This is a genomic window from Sphingobacterium sp. UBA7625 (assembly GCF_002484085.1).
Taxonomy (GTDB): Bacteria; Bacteroidota; Bacteroidia; order Sphingobacteriales; family Sphingobacteriaceae; genus Sphingobacterium; species Sphingobacterium athyrii.
The window spans coordinates 37,415-55,628 of record NZ_DLJD01000060.1; the positions used below are offsets into that span (position 1 = coordinate 37,415).

18 protein-coding genes are annotated in these 18,214 nt (G+C 40.2%); 9 read left to right on the top strand and 9 right to left on the bottom strand.

The window, feature by feature from the left end:
• Positions 1-60: 60 nt before the first annotated feature.
• Positions 61-576: a hypothetical protein gene (locus B4G94_RS26120; protein ID WP_286863049.1), complete on the bottom strand. Its 516-nt coding sequence runs from the start codon at positions 574-576 to the stop codon at positions 61-63.
• Positions 577-792: 216 nt separating this feature from the next.
• Between B4G94_RS26120 and B4G94_RS26125 the strand changes: the two genes are divergently transcribed.
• Positions 793-1,368, top strand: a complete 576-nt coding sequence (locus tag B4G94_RS26125) for an NADPH-dependent FMN reductase (protein WP_286863050.1) — start codon at positions 793-795, stop codon at positions 1,366-1,368.
• A 37-nt stretch (positions 1,369-1,405) separates the two neighbouring features.
• Here B4G94_RS26125 and B4G94_RS26130 read toward each other — a convergent pair whose 3' ends face one another.
• Both B4G94_RS26130 and B4G94_RS26135 read right to left on the bottom strand, forming a co-directional pair.
• Positions 1,406-2,272 carry an aminotransferase class IV gene (locus tag B4G94_RS26130; RefSeq protein WP_108633186.1) on the bottom strand — a complete coding sequence of 289 codons (867 nt, stop codon included), beginning with the start codon at positions 2,270-2,272 and terminating at the stop codon, positions 1,406-1,408.
• Positions 2,273-2,292: 20 nt separating this feature from the next.
• Complete coding sequence (locus B4G94_RS26135; protein ID WP_108633185.1) at positions 2,293-3,339, bottom strand: RluA family pseudouridine synthase; 1,047 nt, start codon at positions 3,337-3,339, stop codon at positions 2,293-2,295.
• An 18-nt stretch (positions 3,340-3,357) separates the two neighbouring features.
• On the opposite strand from B4G94_RS26135, the gene B4G94_RS26140 reads away from it, so the two are divergent.
• The 7 genes from B4G94_RS26140 to B4G94_RS26170 all read left to right on the top strand — a co-directional run bounded on the left by B4G94_RS26140 (position 3,358) and on the right by B4G94_RS26170 (position 9,930).
• Positions 3,358-4,293, top strand: coding sequence for a 1-aminocyclopropane-1-carboxylate deaminase/D-cysteine desulfhydrase (locus B4G94_RS26140; protein WP_286863052.1), 936 nt, complete (start codon positions 3,358-3,360; stop codon positions 4,291-4,293).
• A 109-nt stretch (positions 4,294-4,402) separates the two neighbouring features.
• Entirely contained in the window at positions 4,403-4,966 is a 564-nt protein-coding gene (locus B4G94_RS26145) for an NADPH-dependent FMN reductase (protein WP_108633184.1), read from the top strand.
• Positions 4,967-5,043: 77 nt separating this feature from the next.
• Complete coding sequence (locus B4G94_RS26150) at positions 5,044-5,622, top strand: DJ-1/PfpI family protein (RefSeq protein WP_286863053.1); 579 nt, start codon at positions 5,044-5,046, stop codon at positions 5,620-5,622.
• Between the two features lie 10 nt (positions 5,623-5,632).
• The gene (locus B4G94_RS26155; protein WP_165308124.1) at positions 5,633-6,007 is read left to right on the top strand and encodes a hypothetical protein; all 375 of its coding nucleotides are present in this window, start codon (positions 5,633-5,635) and stop codon (positions 6,005-6,007) included.
• Positions 6,008-6,174: 167 nt separating this feature from the next.
• Positions 6,175-8,244 carry a polyphosphate kinase 1 gene (ppk1, locus tag B4G94_RS26160; protein WP_286863054.1) on the top strand — a complete coding sequence of 690 codons (2,070 nt, stop codon included), beginning with the start codon at positions 6,175-6,177 and terminating at the stop codon, positions 8,242-8,244.
• Positions 8,245-8,378: 134 nt separating this feature from the next.
• A complete protein-coding gene (locus tag B4G94_RS26165; protein ID WP_206531781.1) occupies positions 8,379-9,056 on the top strand; it encodes a M15 family metallopeptidase in 678 nt (225 codons plus the stop codon).
• Position 9,057: 1 nt separating this feature from the next.
• Positions 9,058-9,930 (top strand): helix-turn-helix domain-containing protein, encoded by an 873-nt coding sequence (locus B4G94_RS26170; protein ID WP_286863055.1) that lies wholly within the window; start codon positions 9,058-9,060, stop codon positions 9,928-9,930.
• On the opposite strand, the gene B4G94_RS26175 is transcribed toward B4G94_RS26170, so the two are convergent.
• The 6 genes from B4G94_RS26175 to B4G94_RS26200 form a co-directional block, all read right to left on the bottom strand.
• Entirely contained in the window at positions 9,931-10,638 is a 708-nt protein-coding gene (locus B4G94_RS26175; RefSeq protein ID WP_286863056.1) for an HAD family hydrolase, read from the bottom strand.
• Positions 10,639-10,640: 2 nt separating this feature from the next.
• On the bottom strand, positions 10,641-11,630 hold the full coding sequence (locus tag B4G94_RS26180; RefSeq protein WP_108633178.1) for a lysylphosphatidylglycerol synthase transmembrane domain-containing protein: 990 nt from the start codon (positions 11,628-11,630) through the stop codon (positions 10,641-10,643).
• Positions 11,620-12,573 carry a CDP-alcohol phosphatidyltransferase family protein gene (locus B4G94_RS26185; protein WP_108633177.1) on the bottom strand — a complete coding sequence of 318 codons (954 nt, stop codon included), beginning with the start codon at positions 12,571-12,573 and terminating at the stop codon, positions 11,620-11,622. Before B4G94_RS26185 ends, B4G94_RS26180 begins: the two co-directional genes overlap by 11 nt.
• Positions 12,554-13,447, bottom strand: coding sequence for a hypothetical protein (locus B4G94_RS26190; RefSeq protein WP_108633176.1), 894 nt, complete (start codon positions 13,445-13,447; stop codon positions 12,554-12,556). Before B4G94_RS26190 ends, B4G94_RS26185 begins: the two co-directional genes overlap by 20 nt.
• Before the next feature lie 4 nt (positions 13,448-13,451).
• On the bottom strand, positions 13,452-14,162 hold the full coding sequence (locus B4G94_RS26195) for a nucleotidyltransferase family protein (RefSeq protein WP_108633708.1): 711 nt from the start codon (positions 14,160-14,162) through the stop codon (positions 13,452-13,454).
• Positions 14,163-14,389: 227 nt separating this feature from the next.
• Entirely contained in the window at positions 14,390-15,718 is a 1,329-nt protein-coding gene (locus tag B4G94_RS26200; protein ID WP_108633174.1) for an inositol-3-phosphate synthase, read from the bottom strand.
• Positions 15,719-16,275: 557 nt separating this feature from the next.
• Here B4G94_RS26200 and B4G94_RS26205 point away from each other — a divergent pair.
• Entirely contained in the window at positions 16,276-18,135 is a 1,860-nt protein-coding gene (locus B4G94_RS26205; RefSeq protein ID WP_286863057.1) for a CocE/NonD family hydrolase, read from the top strand.
• The last annotated feature ends 79 nt before the right edge of the window (positions 18,136-18,214 follow it).

An 18,214-nucleotide genomic window follows, 5' to 3' on the forward strand; every position in this document is an offset into this window, starting at 1 on the left:
AGGTAGGCTCTTTCTTATTAAACGATTAAGATACTTAAAATGGGCACTTTCTTCATCCAACTAATCTCTGTGCCTTCCTCCATGCCCGTGATCGTGTCCACGTCCATGCCCTCTACCTCTATCATGATCTCTTCGATTTTCTTTCCAAGAATGATTACGGCTGACCCTACGCTCGCTTGCAAAAGAATAGCTGCCGTGTCTATGATGACTATCACGGATAGACACCTGTCTACCACGTGAGTGACCGTATCTACTTCTATAACGGTCATGATGACGCCAAGGATTACGATCATTGATCACAACTTTATGTGCTCTGTAAAAATCATAATGTCGATATCTTCTCGGCAAGCTTGCTCTTCGTATCCAGCCACCATTATCGTAATAAACGTAACATCTTGCAGGCACATCATAATACATATTATATTCAGGAATATAATAATAACGGGCATAATCATAACCTACCGGTCCCCAGCTTGGCTGACTTCCGATATTTACGCTAATGCTGACCTGTGCATCGGCCTCCCCTGTCACGAAAAGTCCTGCAACAATAACAGCGGTGTACAACAATTTTTTCATAAGTAGCTCCTCCCTTAGTTTTGTAATTTCTTCTTTACATTACGACACAAACTGTATGCAAAAGATTAAAAGATAAATGTTAATTTTTGTTAACAAAAACTTAACCTATTCAGCATAAACAGCTTAGTTTTAACTTCATCTTACTTTACAGGGAAACTTTTTGGGATACGAATTGTTCAACCAATAATACTTTTCATACATTAACTGGACTTTGGAATGAATACTTACAACATTGGAATCATCGTCGGCAGCTTAAGGAAACAATCCTATAATAAAAAAATAGCAGCGTTTATCTGTGAACAACCGGCCAATAAGTTTAACTATCGCGTGATCGAAATTGGGGATCTCCCCTTATATAATCAGGATTTTGATGATGAAGGCAACCCACCTGAAAGTTATGTCCGCTTTCGAAAAGAAATCGCTACACTCGATGCGGTTCTTTTCATAACACCTGAATATAATCGCTCCGTCCCCGCCGTCTTAAAAAACGCCATAGATGTGGGATCCCGACCTTATGGTAAAAATAAATGGGACGGCAAACCCGGCGCTATTATCTCCTCTTCGACGGGAGCTTACGGGGCGTTCGGAGCAAATCATCATATCCGGCAGTCATTGGTATTTGTTAATATTTATCCCATGCAGCAGCCGGAAGCCTATCTCGGAAATATAAAAGACTGTATCGGTGAAAATGGAAAAATCGAACTCCAGAGAACAAAAGATTTTCTACTCAGCTTTAAAAAAGCTTTTGAACATTGGATCATCCGGATCGTACACACAAAAGGCCAAGATTAATCTTGGCCTTTTGTCTTTGTTATTTATTTGTGCAAGCTTAATTTTGCTCCTCGTTTGCATCGTAATTCCAACTTAACAGTTTGTCCTGCAATATACGTGAGATCTTATTGAAATAGCGTTTTTGTTTATATCCCATGACCCATTGCACCCCTTGTACCGCGTTTGTACAAAAAATTTCATCTGCCCTTTTCATGATCTCGGGGCTAATCTGCGCCTCCACTACTTCAATCCCTTCAGCTCTCGCCATATCCATCACAACACGACGCATGACCCCTTCAATACAACCTTCAGAAAGCGCAGGCGTATAAAGTATTTTCTCATAATACACAAAGATATTGGAGGTCAGAGACTCACAAAGGTAGCCCTCCTGATTTAAAATCAATACATCATCAAAGGCCATTTTTTTCTTGTATATACCCGCCAGCACATAAATTTGCGAATTGAGTGATTTTAATCTTGACAAGTCACTATAAGGTTTTTTGAACTCATTATATAAGCCCACAATCAGACCGACTTTCTTATCCCTCAGATTGGGCTCAATACGTTGTACTTGCAAAACAAATCCAGGTTTGTTTGTCGTTGGGCTATAGAGCCCCCCACCCATTCGGAATACAATCAGCCGAATGCGAACCTGCTGTCCCAACATATTATTCTTGCGAATCAGCTCCTCTGATCTTGAACGAATAAAAAATTCATCGAAAAGATTTGCATCATCAAGATGTATCAATTCCATTCCCTGCTGTAAGCGCACTACATGAAAATTCAGAAAACGGATATCACCATCCTTATACAACATGGTTTCAAACAATCCATCACCATAGCGAAAGCCTCTATTTTCAATGCTAAATATTTCCTGTTCTTCCGGCACTACATTGCCATTAAAATTGATATAGTTTGTCGGCATCTTTGTTTATTTTCTAAATTTTAATCATTTTCTACAGCCATGGAATTTGCGGCGTAACCGCGCCACTTTTCTAATGCTAAACGAAAATCTTCGGGATATGGTACCTCAAAATACATATTTTCTTTTGTAGTTGGATGAATAAATCCCAATACCTGCGCATGGAGCGCCTGACGTGGAAGCAGGGCGAAGCAATTGTCCACAAATTGCTTATACTTTGAGAATACAGTACCTTTTAATATCTTATCGCCACCATACATTGCGTCATTAAACAATGGATGGCCAATAGACTGCATGTGGGTCCGGATTTGATGCGTACGGCCTGTCTCCAGCTGACATTCGATCAAGGTCACATAACCCAATCGTTCCAGCACTTTGTAATGCGTCACAGACCACCTTCCCTTATCTTCGCTATCGTACATAGCCATAATACGTCTATCTTTCAAATGACGACCAATATATCCCGTAATCGTTCCGTCTTCCTTCAGATCTCCCCATACCAGCGCAATGTATTTGCGGGTGATACTATGGTCAAAAAACTGTTTGGCCAAAAATGCCATCGATTTTTCATTCTTGGCAATCACCAATAATCCTGAAGTATCTTTGTCTATACGGTGTACCAGCCCCGGACGGTCTGAATTTCCAGGCAATTGCGGCAGCTGCTGTATATGGTAAGTCAATGCATTGACCAAAGTACCCGTATAATTATTATAGCCCGGATGCACAACCATACCGGCTTCTTTATTGACAATTAATACATCATCATCTTCATATTTTATGTCCAGGGGAATATCTTCGGGATAAACTTCATTGTCACGTGGTGGATCGGGCAATACCAAAGTAATGACATCATCCGGTCTGACTTTATAACTCGCCTTGATCTCTTTACCATTGACCATGACAGAACCCGCTTCAATGGCATGCTGAATTTTACTTCTTGTCGCATTTTCCACCCTATTCATCAGATATTTATCAATACGGAGTAAAGCTTGTCCCTTATCCACTTCAATTCGTAGATGTTCAAATAACTCCTGTTCTTCTTGATCTTGCGATCCCATTTGTTCGGTCATGCTACAAAAATAAACCAAATGAAACAATTTTCGTTAACTTTGTTTTCATTTAATGTTATGTTGCCATTCAAAATCCATAGCCCCGAAACAGAAATCACGTTACCTCTATGGGAAAAAAAGCACATTAAGGTGACGCTGAAGCGGGATGATCTGATCCATCCCTTCATTTCAGGCAATAAATGGAGAAAATTGAAATACAATCTTCAGGAAGCTTTACAGCTTCAGAAAAATCATCTCGTTACTTTTGGAGGTGCATGGAGCAACCATCTACTGGCGACTGCTTGCGCAGGAGCTACTTTCCGGTTCAAAACAACAGCTTTTGTCAGAGGTGATGAACAGGCGAACAACCCTGTTCTAACCATGTGTCAATTATTTGGCATGCGACTTATTTATGTGGACCGCGATTCCTATCGAGACAAAGAGCAGCTCTATCGTATGCATTTCGATCAGGATCCAACAACTTTCTATATCCACGAAGGTGGCTACGGACTCCTAGGCGCCAAAGGATGTGCCGAACTTGTCGATGAACTCCAACAGGATTACCAACATATCTTTACCGCCTGTGGTACCGGAACCACTCTGGCCGGAATTGCCAACGCAATTGATAAAAAAGATCTTTTCACACAGATACATGGTGTACCTGTATTAAAGAATGGCGGTTTTATCAATGACGAGGTCGCTCAGCTTTACCCTCAACTTCCACCCCCTATTTTGCATCTGGACTATCATTTTGGCGGTTATGCCAAAACAACAGCGGATCTCCTCGCATTCACCCAGCATTTTATGAGCAGCACGGGAATTATGATCGAACCCACCTATACCGGAAAATTGCTCTACGCCGTGGATGATCTGATCAGAAAGGATTATTTCACACCCGCGGATCAACTGCTGGTAGTACACACAGGCGGACTCACCGGGCTGCTCGGAATGTACCAACGGTTTGTTTTTAATTGACCTAGATCAATAAATGTGGTATTATGCCCTCAGCAGACATTCGACTGACATTTTTTTTATGATTATGTTGTAAGTTTGGCCAGTTTAAAAATTAAAAACTTATACACAGATGAAAATATTAGCATTTGCAGGAACAAGTAATAAAAACTCCATCAACAAAATCTTTGTAACGAGTACCTCGAAATATTATAAAGAAGCGGATGACAGCATAGAGCTCCTTGATCTCAATCATTTCGAAATGCCTATTTATTCTTATGATAAGGAAGTAGAATTGGGTATTCCACAGTTGGCCCATGATTTTGCCGCAAAGATGGATGCTGCAGATTTCCTACTCATTTCATTGGCAGAACACAACGGATCCTACACTTCAGCTTACAAAAATATTGTAGACTGGGTTTCCCGCATCCCAAATCGCAAAACGTTCAATGGCAAACCAGTTTTCTTATTGGCAACCGCTCCCGGACCAATGGGTGGATCTACTGTATTAAATGCTGCAGTCAATAGAATCACGTGGGACGGTGCTGAAATCCTGGATTCATTCTCCCTTCCTGAATTCCATAAAAACTTTGAAGAAGGAAAAGGTATTATCAATCCAACTTTAAGAAGCCAGCTCGAAGCGAAAGTACGTAAGACTAAACGTGTGCTTGCAGAGAAATTGGCTGTCCAAGGTTAACAAAAGATTAACAAATAATCATTGTGAAAACCTCTTTTAATACGTAAATTCAAAACCTATTAAAAGAGGTTTTTGATATGGCAAAAAAAATATTATTACTGGTTGGAGACTTTGTAGAAGACTACGAAGCAATGGTTCCATTTCAAGCAATGGGATCAATAGGAATAACAGTTGATGCCATCGCCCCCGATCGAAAAAAGGGTGATGTCGTACCCACTGCTGTACATGATTTTACTGGCGACCAAACGTATAAGGAACTACGGGGACATAATTTTGTGATCAATAAGGATTTTGACCAGGTTAATCCCGAAGAATATGATGGACTCTATATCGCCGGTGGCCGTTCGGCGGAATATATCCGCCTTAATCAACGCGTATTGGAGATTACTAGACATTTCTTTGAAAAGAATAAGCCTGTCGCTGCAATCTGTCATGGAATTCAGGTATTGACAGCGGCAAAGGTTTTGACAGGACGTACGTTGACTGCCTATGTAGCGGTAGGACCAGATATTGAATTGGCTGGCGGAACTTGGAAAAATATTCCAGCTGACCAAGCGATTGTGGATGGAAATCTGGTGACCTCTCCTGCTTGGCCGGGACATCAGGCTATCCTAAAAGAATTTTATAAATTATTGGCTATAAACATTACTATTTAAGCGTATTTTAATGAAGAAGAATAAAAAGGTATGGCTTTTGGTCATTCCGATTTTAGTGTTGTTGGGTTTTATTTTAAAAGATACTTTCAATCAGAAAAGTATAGAAGATCTTCCCGGCGGGTTTAAAGAAGTTGCTTTTGTCAGGAATGAACAAAATAAAGGTGGAATTATCCGCATCTATGCCGTGACAGTAGGTGATGTGTTGAATGCAGATTACACGGGCTGCCTGGAGCTGCTACCGGTAAATGATTATGGTAGTACAACAACTGTATATTTTTTCGATCGTACGGCTCCTTATCCAACAAGTCTGACAATTGATGCCCCACATTTTGACAGCAGCAAATATAAAGCGATTCAGATCTCCAAAAAATACGGAAAAAAGTAATCGTCAGGTACAAGATTGCTGTTTACCCCAAAACGTTTCGCACTTTTTGGGGTATTTTTTTTAGACAAGATGAAGAAAAAATAAATTAATAATTCTTTAACACGAAAAAGTTCGTTTATCGCACCCATAGCTCTAGTTTTGCATCTTAAATTTATGTATATTTAGCTATGGCGAAAAAATTTATTCCTAGAGATATCAGTTGGTTAAGCTTTAATGGCAGGGTATTGCAAGAAGCTGCAGATGAGTCTGTTCCTTTACCCTTAAGGATCAAATTTTTAGGTATATTTTCCAATAACCTCGATGAATTTTTCCGGGTTCGGGTTGCCGGACTCAAACGTGCTATTGACCTCAAAGACAAAAGTGCCAATCAATCTTTTTATGAAGATCCGCAGTTGATTTTGGAAGAACTTAATGTCCGGGTAATCAAACAGCAAAAGAAATTTGACAATACCTGGAACCGAATCCAAAAGGATATGGCCAAGCAAAATGTCTTTATCAAAACGAGTGAAGAACTAAGTCCGGAACAACAAAAATTTGTCAGCGAGTATTATCAGGATGATGTGGAATCAAATGTCATCCCTCTGATCCTCGATGATGTCCGTCCAATGCCTTATATCCGTGATAAGAGCCTCTATCTGGGTATTGCCATGGGTAAAAGTGAATGGCAATATGAAACTAAGTTTGCTTTAATTGAAATCCCTACGAGCCAAAATGGACGCTTCGTCCAGTTGCCTGCACCAAAGGATGAAAAACATATTATCCTTCTCGAAGATGTCATCAAGTTCAATCTTCCATTGATATTCTCCTATTTTGGCTTTGATGTTTTCCATGCACATGTGTTTAAAGTCACAAAAGATGCTGAATTTGATATCGACAACGACATCAATACAACCTTGGTCGAAAAGATAAGTAAAGGGGTTAAGAATAGACGTAAAGGTAAACCGACGCGTTTTATTTTTGATCAGGAGATGAATCCAAAACTCGTGGAGTTTCTGATCAAAAAGCTCAACCTATCAAAAAAAGACAGTATCATACCCGGACAGAAGATCCATAATTTTAAACATTTTATGGACTTTCCGAACGTATTTAAGTCCTATCATCAACCACAGGAACGAACTTCATTCCCACACCCCTATTTTCAAAATTATGAGCGGGTCACCGATACCGTATTAAAAAAGGATGTGCTGCTGTCTTTTCCCTACCATGAGTTTAGGCCAATCATCGATTTATTACGCGAAGCAGCAATGGATCCGGATGTAAAAACAATACAGATTACCGCCTACCGCTTGGCTTCAAATTCCAAGGTCGCCAATGCATTGATCAATGCTGCACGAAATGGAAAGGAAGTAACGGTCATGCTTGAACTGCGCGCACGATTTGATGAAGAGAATAACCTGGACTGGAAAGAGAAGCTAGAACTTGAAGGAATCAAGGTACTTACAGGTATTCCCAATAAAAAAGTACACGCCAAATTATGTGTCATCAAAAAACGGACAGGTGCAAAAACCATTCAGTATGGTTTTGTCAGTACAGGAAATATCAATGAGAAAACCGCTAAATTATATGGAGATTATTGCCTCTTGACCAGTAATAGGGATGTCATCGCCGACATCAATAAAGTATTCAATTACCTCAGACGGCCCAAATCCAACCCAGCTGACATGATCAAAAACTGTAAAAGTTTATTGATCTGTCCCATAGATATGCGTAGGGAACTGCTGCATTTTATCGATCTGGAAATAGCAGAGGCTAAAGCTGGCCGAAAAGCATCCATCATTATCAAAGTAAACTCGCTGAGCGACAAAGATATGATTAAAAAGCTCTATGATGCGGCAACCGCCGGAGTTAAAATAGATCTGATTATTCGGGGAATTTATTGTGCGACGAACCAGAAAACATTTAAATTACCCATGAATGCGATTTCAATCGTGGATGAATATCTCGAACATGCAAGGGTCATGTATTTTTACAATGCCGGTAAAGAGCTGATGTATATCTCCTCAGCAGATTGGATGACCCGAAATCTAGATCACCGTATTGAAGCCGCCGTAAAAATCACGAGTAAGAAGATCAAGGAAGACCTAAAGGAAATGCTTTACATACAGCTCAGTGATAACATCAAGGCGCGTATGCTGAACAATTCCTTAAGCAATCATTATGTTGAAAATAAAAAAGACCCCTGCCGCTCACAGATTGAGATCTACAAATACTTAAAAAAGAAAATAACGGATCATTAAGATAAGTTCAGACAAACCTCAGGCCTTCATTGCCTGAGGTTTTGCGTATTTACCATCCTTATTATCAGCTATAAGGGCTATGTAGCTCACATCTCGATGCTGGAATTGAGCATCTAAAGTTGTATCTTCAACCCATGAAACTCAATTTTTGTCTATCCATTAGTCTTGTATTTTTTGCCTTCCAATTGAAAGCCCAGCAAGAAATGCCGCAAAACTTCGCCTATGTAAAAGAATTTATTCCAACAATTAGCCTGGATATGCGTTACTTTGGAAGCCATAACTTTACGGGCCGCCCTGTTAACGGCTATGAAAAACCAGTTGCCATCCTGACCAAGCGTGCCGCATTGGCCCTACAACAAGTTGAAAAACATCTGAACAAACAAGGTTTGGCATTAAAAATATTCGACGCCTATCGTCCACAACGGGCTGTTGATCATTTCAAAGCTTGGTCACTGGTCACCAAAGATACCATTGCTAAACGTGAGTTCTATCCACAGTTAGATAAAAAAAACTTATTTAAACTGGGCTTTATTGCCGGCAAGTCTGGCCATAGTCGAGGTAGTACTGTCGACTTAACCCTAATCGATCTCACTAATAATAAAGAACTCGATATGGGAGCACCTTTTGATTTCTTTGGTGATATCTCCCACCACAACTATTCAAAACTAACAACAAAACAAAAAGAAAATCGTAAAATACTTCGCGAAGCCATGGCTAAATTTGGCTTTAAAGCCTACGACAAAGAATGGTGGCATTACACCCTAAAGGATGAACCTTATCGTAAAACCTATTTTGATTTTATTGTAAAATAATATGCCTGTCATCGATCAACATCTCAACAACAAAGATTTTTTTGCTTTTCATATCAAAGGAAACAGATCCAAGCCAGTATTCAGTCCGCAGCAGCAGCTTATATTGGCGAACAAGAATCTTTATTCACTCTGTTTAATAAAAAAGGGGGAAACATCTTTCATGATTAATGATGAGCGGGTACAGGTTGGGCAGCATCACCTGCTATTGACCAGTCCATCCTCGAAAGTTAACGGTGCATCTGTTGCCAAATCTTGGGACTGCGAAGTTTATCTGATTTTCTTCAGTATAGATTTTATCTTCAAATTGGACTTTCGAAAGGATTTTTTTGATCTCACAAAAAAATCACTCGCCTTGGATAATAGTCATGTGTTCGCTCTTTCGGTGCAGGATGCCACCAACCTGTCCAATCTATTTAAACAGTTTATCCATTACGAGAAACAGGGGCATGATTATATTTTCAAACCAAAGATTATCAAATCTCTGGCCGAAGTGCTGTTCTGTGAAATTGCGCGCCTGGCAAGTCAAAATTTCAAAAATATCCCCATCGTACCCTCACGAAAAAGAGAAATATTGGCCAATTTCTACCTCCTGCTAAAACAGTCTTTTCGTCAGGACCATACCGTGCAGTTTTATGCTTCAGAACTTGGTATCACCCCAAAACATCTCTCGGTGATCACAAAAGAACTTACTGGAAAATCAGCGATAGAATTAATACAGAATGTATTGGTGGAAGAGGCTAAATGCTTACTCCGCCAGGGGCTTTCGATAGGCGAAATCGCGAAGCAACTGCATTTTTCAGATCAGTCTTTTTTTGGGAAATTCTTTAAGCGAAATGTAGGCATATCGCCTAAAGAATTTCGTCAAAAAGCCTGATTAAACGAAATCACGGAGATCAAAAATTGTATTAAATTGCCTATTCGCAGCAGAAGTATCCTGCAACTTATCTTCTCCCCAGGTCTGTCCTTTCAACCATAGTGTCTGACAACCTACAGCCTTAGCTGGAGCCATATCTTTACTATAGGAATCACCAACGACCAAAATCTCCGCAGCAGGTAAACCCATTGCTTCGACACCGAGCGCATAAATCGCGGGGTCTGGTTTACGTACGCCCACGACAGCTGACTCAACAACCGCTTTAAAATAAGATAAAATACCAAAATCAGCCAGCACAGCCTTTAGATTGCCATAGAAGTTGGAAACCATTACAATAGGATACTCTTCGCCTAGCGCAACCAATAATGGCTTTACCCGGGCTACCGTATCCTTGGCAAGAGAATAACCATCAAATGCAATTTTATCGGCCAGTTGCCTATCCAGGTCATAGCCAGCAGCAATAAGGTACTCAAACTGCACTTTCAATTTTGCTTTAAGTACCTCCAAGAAGTTAAACTCCGGTTTGATGATCGGCTGAATCGCCATCTGCCTTTCGGCATAAGCATATGCTTCTTGAAATGAACTTAGGTTGACCGGAACTTGATACTTTTCGTAGCCGGCCCATATTACCGCCCCCCAGTGTCCCCCATTTGTATCCAACGTACCACCGTAATCAAAAATAATTCCCTTAATTATAAACTTATCCATTGTTATTTCTTTTTAACTAAACTCATCCAGCCCAAACCGATAATGATCCAAACGATTTCCCGGATTCTGGTTACAATTCCCATAAAAATACCGACAGAAGCCGGTAGGCCGATGCTCATTACTGCCATCGCCAACCCACCTTCACGTGTCCCCAATTGCATCGGGAAGAAAAATACCAAATTGGCGAATAAAGAAGATCCAGAACTAATGATCATGGCATCAATAAAATCTATATTGATATCCAAAGCCAGACCGATAAAATAAATCTCCAGACAGCCGACTACCCGAGCAACAAATTCCCAGAAAAGAGCCGTATAAAATCGGCCCCTACGGTTTTGAAATAAATTCTTGACTTGTTGATCAACATCATTCAGTGTCTCGAACTTCGCCTCCAGTAGATTATTGATTTTCTTTCCGACCAAAGGCAAACCTGACAAAGCTCTCAATAACGAAACCGTGATTCCCTTTTTATAGAATTTGGTAAACAACCAGGTACATACGATGGCCATCACAAAAATTACGGCGCAGGCGACATCGACTAATGTACTGGCCGGTACAAACCAGAGAATCAGAAAAACAGACACTACCCAAAATAAAATATGGGATAGAATATGCATAACACCGTATAAAAGAACAGATGAACCTGCTTTTGAACCACCAACATAATTTTTAAGCTCAATAATTCGGTAAGGCTCCCCCCCTAGTGCGACAAATGGTGTAATGTAATTAATCGCATACCCCGATACGGTCAATTGCAATACTTTCCAAAAAGGAACATCGGTCTGCGGCAATTGCGGTTCCTGAATAATCGCTTTAAAAGCGATGGCATTCATCCAGTAGAGGACAGCCCAGCTACCCAGTACCGGCAAAAACCACCAACCGATTTTCTCCAGATTAGTCCAAATCTCCTCAACTCCCATCGCACGAATCATATAAGCCAAGGTGCCTATACCAATCAGCATAAAAAGGACCTTATAGATTTTACTCCCCATAGGTTGGATCGTTTGTTAACTTATCTACAAAATAACCACTTACCTTTTCCTGTCTGTTGCACATATAGATTAAGATTGGATTTAATACAAACATGTCAAAGAAAAAGTAAATCCATGGTTGCCCGATAAACAACCAAACGAAGAGAAAGATTACCCGGGTATTGAACTGTACAATATTGGTGTACTTCATCAATGGTTTATTTTTCATTCTGAAATCAACCATCAATTGTTTTGGCAAGTCGTCTTTATATCGCGATTTTACGATATGTAGCAATTTCTGCAATTTTGGCGATAATTTTTCCTGATTTCGGGTATACCCCATGTAACCGTTCAACACAAATTTGCTGAAAAAGTTTTTCTTCCAGGAAAGCGCATCGTAATCAACTTTCAAATCGCGTGTATTATCCAACTCACTACCAGCTTTACCCTTAATAAAAAATAGGTGGACATTACGATAATAGTCGGCCATTGCAGATTGTATCATATGGGATACTCCGGCAAGGATACAGAACACCCATAGCCAATCCGTCCAGCCTTCGTTGATACTGCGCAAACAAATAGCGATATGAATGGATGCAAACCAAAAATCACCTGCAAAACCATCCAAAATACGACCAAAACGACTCTTATTATCTGTCATTCGTGCCAATTGTCCATCTGCGCTATCCAAGGAGTTCGCGAAGATCAGCAGCAACATCCCGATCACATTTATCCATAAATCGCCATAATAAAATAGAATACCCGCAGCAACACCAAAGAAAATACTTATAATAGTCACTGCATTGGGTGTAATCCCGATTTTAGCGCATATCTGTGCAATACGAAATCCAATAGGCCTATAAAACCAGATATCTATTTTTTCTTCGGTATCGTTGGATTTTAAAGATTGTTCGAATGCACTCAAATTCTGTTCTTCGACTACATTAACTTGTTCTCTCTGCATTTTGGTTCTTTTCAGTAAATTTATGGTAAACCATTTGCGCAATGGCTTCAGCGGCTTCGGCTCGACAAGGGGCAAAGCTTGGCCAATCATTTAGATCAATAATATGAAAATCTCCGTTTGGATCGATTATTACATCACCGCCATAGATATGGACATCCAACACTTCTGCTGCGCGGTTGGCTACTTGCTTTAAATCAGCCAAATCAAACGGAAAATGCACAACTTCATCATTAATTTGCTCATACAAATCATATTTATGATGATTGTGCTCGTAGGGATAAAAATAGAAAAAGAAATCGGTGTCCCTCACTGCATAAAACTTGAGTAAATCCCCAGCCAAATGTTCAGATATTACCGCTTCTTTAATTCCCCGAAGGGCGTATTCGTTCAAGATATGCTGTGCTTCTTTGAGGCTAGCAGCAAAGGTAACGTCCTCTTTATGGATGGCATGGAAATCGCCGCGTTTGATCCAGACGCCTTTCCCCTTCAACTTTTCAAAAATTGACTGCATATCTGCGACGGTAGAGATAACAATACTTTTAGGGTATGGAATCCCACCTTCCAACAATTTGAGTGTCATGTTTTTTCGAAAGCAGTTTTCAATACCAAAACCTGAATTCAATACATGAACACCATTATTTTGAAGTGATTGCAGCTTCTTAACCAAGGTTTTTGTTCTTCCCATCGTCAGGATATTTCCCTGTTTGACGGAATCAGAAGCTAAAAATTCATCCTCATTGCAAATTTCAACGGCTGCACCTTTTTCGGTTAATTTTAGCACAACTTCGTTAAATATTGCAGCATCATTCCCCACGTGATTGGGTGAAAAGCGATTTTTACGCGTCACGCCTAAAATAGAAATCATTTCGCTCATTTTATTAACTAACTTCCTCACTCAAAAACCGTTCCGCTACAATGCGATCCTTTAAGTGATCGATATCCACCACCTTCTCGAATACAAAAGCGTCAACGTTCAAATCGTTTTCTAAAAGCGCACGTTGAAAATTACGCATCCTGGAATTTCCGGCGGCGACAGAGCGGAGTGCGCAGTCCATCGCAGCCTTGCGAAAGCAATAAATCCCTCCTGAAACAAATTTTGTCCCGGCTGTGGCCTTGTCCAAAAATGCTTCCACATGTAATTCATCGTCTGTATTCACATAAAGTGGGCTCTCGTCATCCACAAATGGTGTCACAGCCATAAAGGCGTCTGCATCTGACTTCTGATGGAAAGCGGTGAGGTATTCGTGAAATTCGTGGGGTCTAAAAACAGTATCTGTAGTCGTCAGACAGCAGGAAGTCCAAGCAGGATTGTTTTTGACCAACAAAGCAAAACTATGCAAAGAACTGGGGGTGTCCTCCTCGATCAGGATGATAGGTAGTTCAAATGCTGTATGTGTTAAAAACGTCTTCAATTCAGGTGATTGTCTATTGATAATAACATGCACTTGCTGCGCACCTTCTTTAGCAAAAACGCGAATCAATCGTTCAATCAATGGAACTCCATGTAAGGGTAGCAAGGGCTTAGGTAAATTAAACCCCTCTTTTCGCAATCGAGATCCTTCTCCCGCCGCAATAATAGCAAATTCCATTCCTTCTAATTGCAAAATAAAATCATTCATTAAAAAAGTAAAACCCCTGTCACCATGCTAGCGTTTGCAAACGCAAAAGTTTACAGCGGGTTATTGGTGGGTAATTATTTGGTAGCATCCCTATCCTATTTTTTAATAGTGCAAATCTTGAGGGCACGATATAATTATCCCGAAGAAAAAGGGGAAGAATCACCCGAAGTAATTGTTCCCCTTTTTATAAAGGTAATCTATTGAATACTATCTACTAATTCTTGGTAATAATCCAGTCCCAAGTGAGTAATCAAGTCCTCGCCCATAATATGACGCAAGGTATTTTGTAATTTCATCAACTGTTTGAAGATATCATGTTCAGGAGGTAAACCCGGTGCCGTTTGTGGTGATTTCAAATAGAAAGACAACCATTCCTGGATACCTGACATACCAGCACGTTGCGCCAGATCAATAAACAATGCCAAATCCAAAGCAACTGGGGCTGCCAAAATTGAATCTCGGCACAAGAAGTTGATCTTGATTTGCATTTTGTAACCCAACCAGCCAAAGATATCGATGTTATCCCAAGACTCTTTGTTGTCTCCGTGTGGAGGGTAGTAATTGATCCGTACCTTGTGGTATAAATCACCGTATAATTCTGGGTTCTTTTTCGCATCAAGAATTTCTTCCAATACGGATAATTTAGAAACTTCTTTTGTTTTGAAGTTTTCTGGATCATCCAATACCAAGCCATCGCGGTTACCCAAGATATTTGTAGAGAACCATCCTTCTACCCCTAGCGCTCTTGCCTGAAGACCAGGAGCAACAATTGTTTTCATCAATGTTTGACCTGTTTTGAAGTCTTTTCCAGCAATTGCAACGCCATGTTCATGAGCTAATTCTACAATAGCAGGAACATCACACGTTAAGTTAGGCGCACCGTTAACATAAGGAGCACCCTCTTTTATAGCCGCATAACAATAGATCATGCTCGGTGGAATACGTTGATCATCATTATCCAAAGCCTCTTCTAACTTTGCAATTGTTGAGAAGGCTTCATTTGTCTCAATATAGCGTTCAGTAGAACCACACCATACCAATACGACACGGTCTAAGCCGTTTTTTTCTTTAAATTCACGGATATCACGTTGTACGGCATCAGCCAACTCACGACGTGTCTTTTCCGTTTTAATGTGCGTACCGTCTAAATTCTTTACAAAATTGCGATCAAAGACAGCTTTCATCGGCTGAATAGCTTCCAGTTCAGCTTTTACGGCATCAAGTTGACCTTGTTCCAATACCTGTGCTTTTGAAGCTGCTTCATAGACGTTATCTTCATAAACATCCCAACCACCAAAAACTACATCTTCCAACTTTGCCAAAGGGACGAAATCCTTTATTAATGGATTTCTATTCTCCGTGCGCTTACCTAAACGGATTCTGCTCAACTGCGAAACAGATCCTATCGGTTTTGAAAAACCCTTGTTTATAGATGCCACACCAGCGATCAATGTTGTAGCCACAGCACCCAATCCCGGAATAAGAATACCCAATTTGCCATTGGCATCTTTCACTTGTTGTCCCATATTAATTCTATATACTTAATTTGTTATTTAATTGATGTTTTATGATAAAATAATTCCTAAAATTAGCTTAAAAAAACATATTTCACACCCATTGTCACTTTATTTATAAAATCGTGACAATTGCTTTTTCAAGGCCTATTCGAATACAAAAGAACTACAATAAAATACGATTCCGACCGAAGTCGTCATCACTCATCTCATTGAAATTTAAGTCATTTGAACATACCTTGAAAAATAAAATATAATCATAACTAATTTTACTCAATATATTAACATTAAAAAACTAATCCAAATACAATTCAAAAAAAGTTATTCTTTCTAAAAAATTGGTCAATTTTTCTTTTTGTAATCCATATAAATATGACAATAAAATTGGAAAATGATTTCGGGAGCATTACCTTTAGGCTTAAATTAATGCAACCATCGTGAGCTCAAATCAGCTAACAAAACCGAAAATAATTTCGCTCATGATAGCTACATTTCCATTAAGAAAACAAACCGAGTGTAAAGAATCCATGTAAAACATGATAAATCGACATTCCTAAATCATTATTTAAATGAAAACTACAATTTCGTTTCTGGCTTTAACACTTGTTACGGGAAGCCAGCTACATGCACAGACGACCACAGATTCCGCTTATGTCAGGGATCATTATGAAAAAACCGAAGTAAAGGTTCCGATGAGAGATGGTAAGAAATTGTTTACTGTGATCTACAGCCCCAAAGACAAATCCAAGAAATACCCTGTTTTATTGAATCGAACACCCTACACGGTAGGCCCTTATGGCCAAAACGAATACAAAAAGAGTTTAGGCAACTTCCCTGCAATGATGCGGGACGGTTATATCTTCGTCTATCAGGATGTGCGTGGAAAATGGATGAGTGAAGGTGATTTTGAAGACGTTCGTCCCACAAACCTCAGTAAGGATAAAAAAGCGATTGATGAAAGCACGGACACTTATGACGCATTGGAATGGTTACAAAAAAACCTGAAGAATTATAGTGGCAAAGCGGGGCTTTATGGTATCTCTTATCCGGGATTTTATTCTACGGTCGGACTGATCAAAACGCATCCGAGCCTCAAAGCTGTTTCGCCACAGGCTCCGGTAACAGATTGGTTTATCGGTGATGATTTCCATCACAATGGTGTTCTATTCTTGCAGGACGCTTTCACATTTATGTCGACCTTTGGCGTTCCGCGCCCTAAACCAATTACGCCGGATCAATTTAACAGTAAGATTCAGATCAACGAAGTGGATAAATACAATTTTTTCCTTGAAGCCGGAACCGCCAGAGAACTCAAAGAAAAATATTTTGGCGATTCTGTCCTATTCTGGAATAACCTCTTTAAGCATCCGAATTACGATGACTTCTGGAAAAGCCGTGTCGTCACCAATTATCTACAGGACGTGAAACCGGCAGTCATGGTCGTTGGTGGCTTTTTCGATGCCGAGGATGCTTACGGAACATTTAAAACCTATCAATCCATTGAAGAAAAGAGCAAAAAAAACAATTCAATTCTGGTTGCAGGCCCTTGGTATCATGGTGGCTGGGTACGTGCAACAGGAGATTACTTAGGTGACATCCAATTTGAGAAAAAAACAAGCGTCACCTACCAGGAAAAATTTGAACAACCATTTTTCAGTCATCATTTGAAACAAGAAGGAAGCTTCTCTCCCGCCGAGGCCAATATCTTTATTTCCGGAAGCAATGAATGGAAGCAATTTGAACAATGGCCACCAAAGAATGTCGAAACAAAAAAGCTCTATTTTCAGCCACAGGGTAAACTTGGTTTTGAGAAAGTTCAACGCACAGATTCATGGGATGAATACGTAACTGATCCTAACAAACCGGTTCCGCACCAAGGCGGATTAATCCAGAACCGTACCCGCGAGTATATGGTCGATGATCAGCGTTTTGCAGCCAGCCGTCCAGATGTCATGGTCTATCAGACAGCACCATTGACGGAAGACATCACGATTGTCGGACCGATCAAGAATTTTCTAAAAGTAGCATCAACTGGTACCGATGCGGATTATATTGTTAAACTCATCGATGTCTATCCCAACGATGCGCCGAATTTTGATGGAAAACCAATGGCGGGATACCAGATGATGGTCAGAGGAGAGATCATGGCGGGCAAATATCGAAATGGCTTTGACAAACCGCAACCATTGACACCGGGCATGGTGGAAAAAGTAGACTTCGTTATGCCTGATGTTGCCCATACCTTTAAAAAAGGACATCGTATCATGGTTCAGGTGCAAAACTCATGGTTCCCATTGGCTGAACGAAATCCGCAAGTATTTATGGAACCCTATACAGCGACCAAAGCCGATTTCCGTAAGGCTACACAACGCATTTTTCATGATGTCAACAATGCGACCTATATCGAATTTGATATCTTAAAAGATTAAGGCTAACTGATCACTGGATACCTGGTAGCGAAAATCAACCAGTCGCAAAACAGATTCGGGCCNNCCGCCCCGAATCTGT

What these genes read in the sequence shown, in the direction of transcription:
- B4G94_RS26120 (WP_286863049.1), bottom strand. Translation starts at nt 576, where the DNA reads ATGAAAAAATTGTTGTACACCGCTGTTATTGTTGCAGGACTTTTCGTG.
- B4G94_RS26125 (WP_286863050.1), top strand. Translation starts at nt 793, where the DNA reads ATGAATACTTACAACATTGGAATCATCGTCGGCAGCTTAAGGAAACAA.
- B4G94_RS26130 (WP_108633186.1), bottom strand. Translation starts at nt 2,272, where the DNA reads ATGCCGACAAACTATATCAATTTTAATGGCAATGTAGTGCCGGAAGAA.
- B4G94_RS26135 (WP_108633185.1), bottom strand. Translation starts at nt 3,339, where the DNA reads ATGACCGAACAAATGGGATCGCAAGATCAAGAAGAACAGGAGTTATTT.
- B4G94_RS26140 (WP_286863052.1), top strand. Translation starts at nt 3,358, where the DNA reads ATGAAACAATTTTCGTTAACTTTGTTTTCATTTAATGTTATGTTGCCA.
- B4G94_RS26145 (WP_108633184.1), top strand. Translation starts at nt 4,403, where the DNA reads ATGAAAATATTAGCATTTGCAGGAACAAGTAATAAAAACTCCATCAAC.
- B4G94_RS26150 (WP_286863053.1), top strand. Translation starts at nt 5,044, where the DNA reads ATGGCAAAAAAAATATTATTACTGGTTGGAGACTTTGTAGAAGACTAC.
- B4G94_RS26155 (WP_165308124.1), top strand. Translation starts at nt 5,633, where the DNA reads ATGAAGAAGAATAAAAAGGTATGGCTTTTGGTCATTCCGATTTTAGTG.
- ppk1 (WP_286863054.1), top strand. Translation starts at nt 6,175, where the DNA reads ATGGCGAAAAAATTTATTCCTAGAGATATCAGTTGGTTAAGCTTTAAT.
- B4G94_RS26165 (WP_206531781.1), top strand. Translation starts at nt 8,379, where the DNA reads ATGAAACTCAATTTTTGTCTATCCATTAGTCTTGTATTTTTTGCCTTC.
- B4G94_RS26170 (WP_286863055.1), top strand. Translation starts at nt 9,058, where the DNA reads ATGCCTGTCATCGATCAACATCTCAACAACAAAGATTTTTTTGCTTTT.
- B4G94_RS26175 (WP_286863056.1), bottom strand. Translation starts at nt 10,638, where the DNA reads ATGGATAAGTTTATAATTAAGGGAATTATTTTTGATTACGGTGGTACG.
- B4G94_RS26180 (WP_108633178.1), bottom strand. Translation starts at nt 11,630, where the DNA reads ATGGGGAGTAAAATCTATAAGGTCCTTTTTATGCTGATTGGTATAGGC.
- B4G94_RS26185 (WP_108633177.1), bottom strand. Translation starts at nt 12,573, where the DNA reads ATGCAGAGAGAACAAGTTAATGTAGTCGAAGAACAGAATTTGAGTGCA.
- B4G94_RS26190 (WP_108633176.1), bottom strand. Translation starts at nt 13,447, where the DNA reads ATGAGCGAAATGATTTCTATTTTAGGCGTGACGCGTAAAAATCGCTTT.
- B4G94_RS26195 (WP_108633708.1), bottom strand. Translation starts at nt 14,162, where the DNA reads ATGGAATTTGCTATTATTGCGGCGGGAGAAGGATCTCGATTGCGAAAA.
- B4G94_RS26200 (WP_108633174.1), bottom strand. Translation starts at nt 15,718, where the DNA reads ATGGGACAACAAGTGAAAGATGCCAATGGCAAATTGGGTATTCTTATT.
- B4G94_RS26205 (WP_286863057.1), top strand. Translation starts at nt 16,276, where the DNA reads ATGAAAACTACAATTTCGTTTCTGGCTTTAACACTTGTTACGGGAAGC.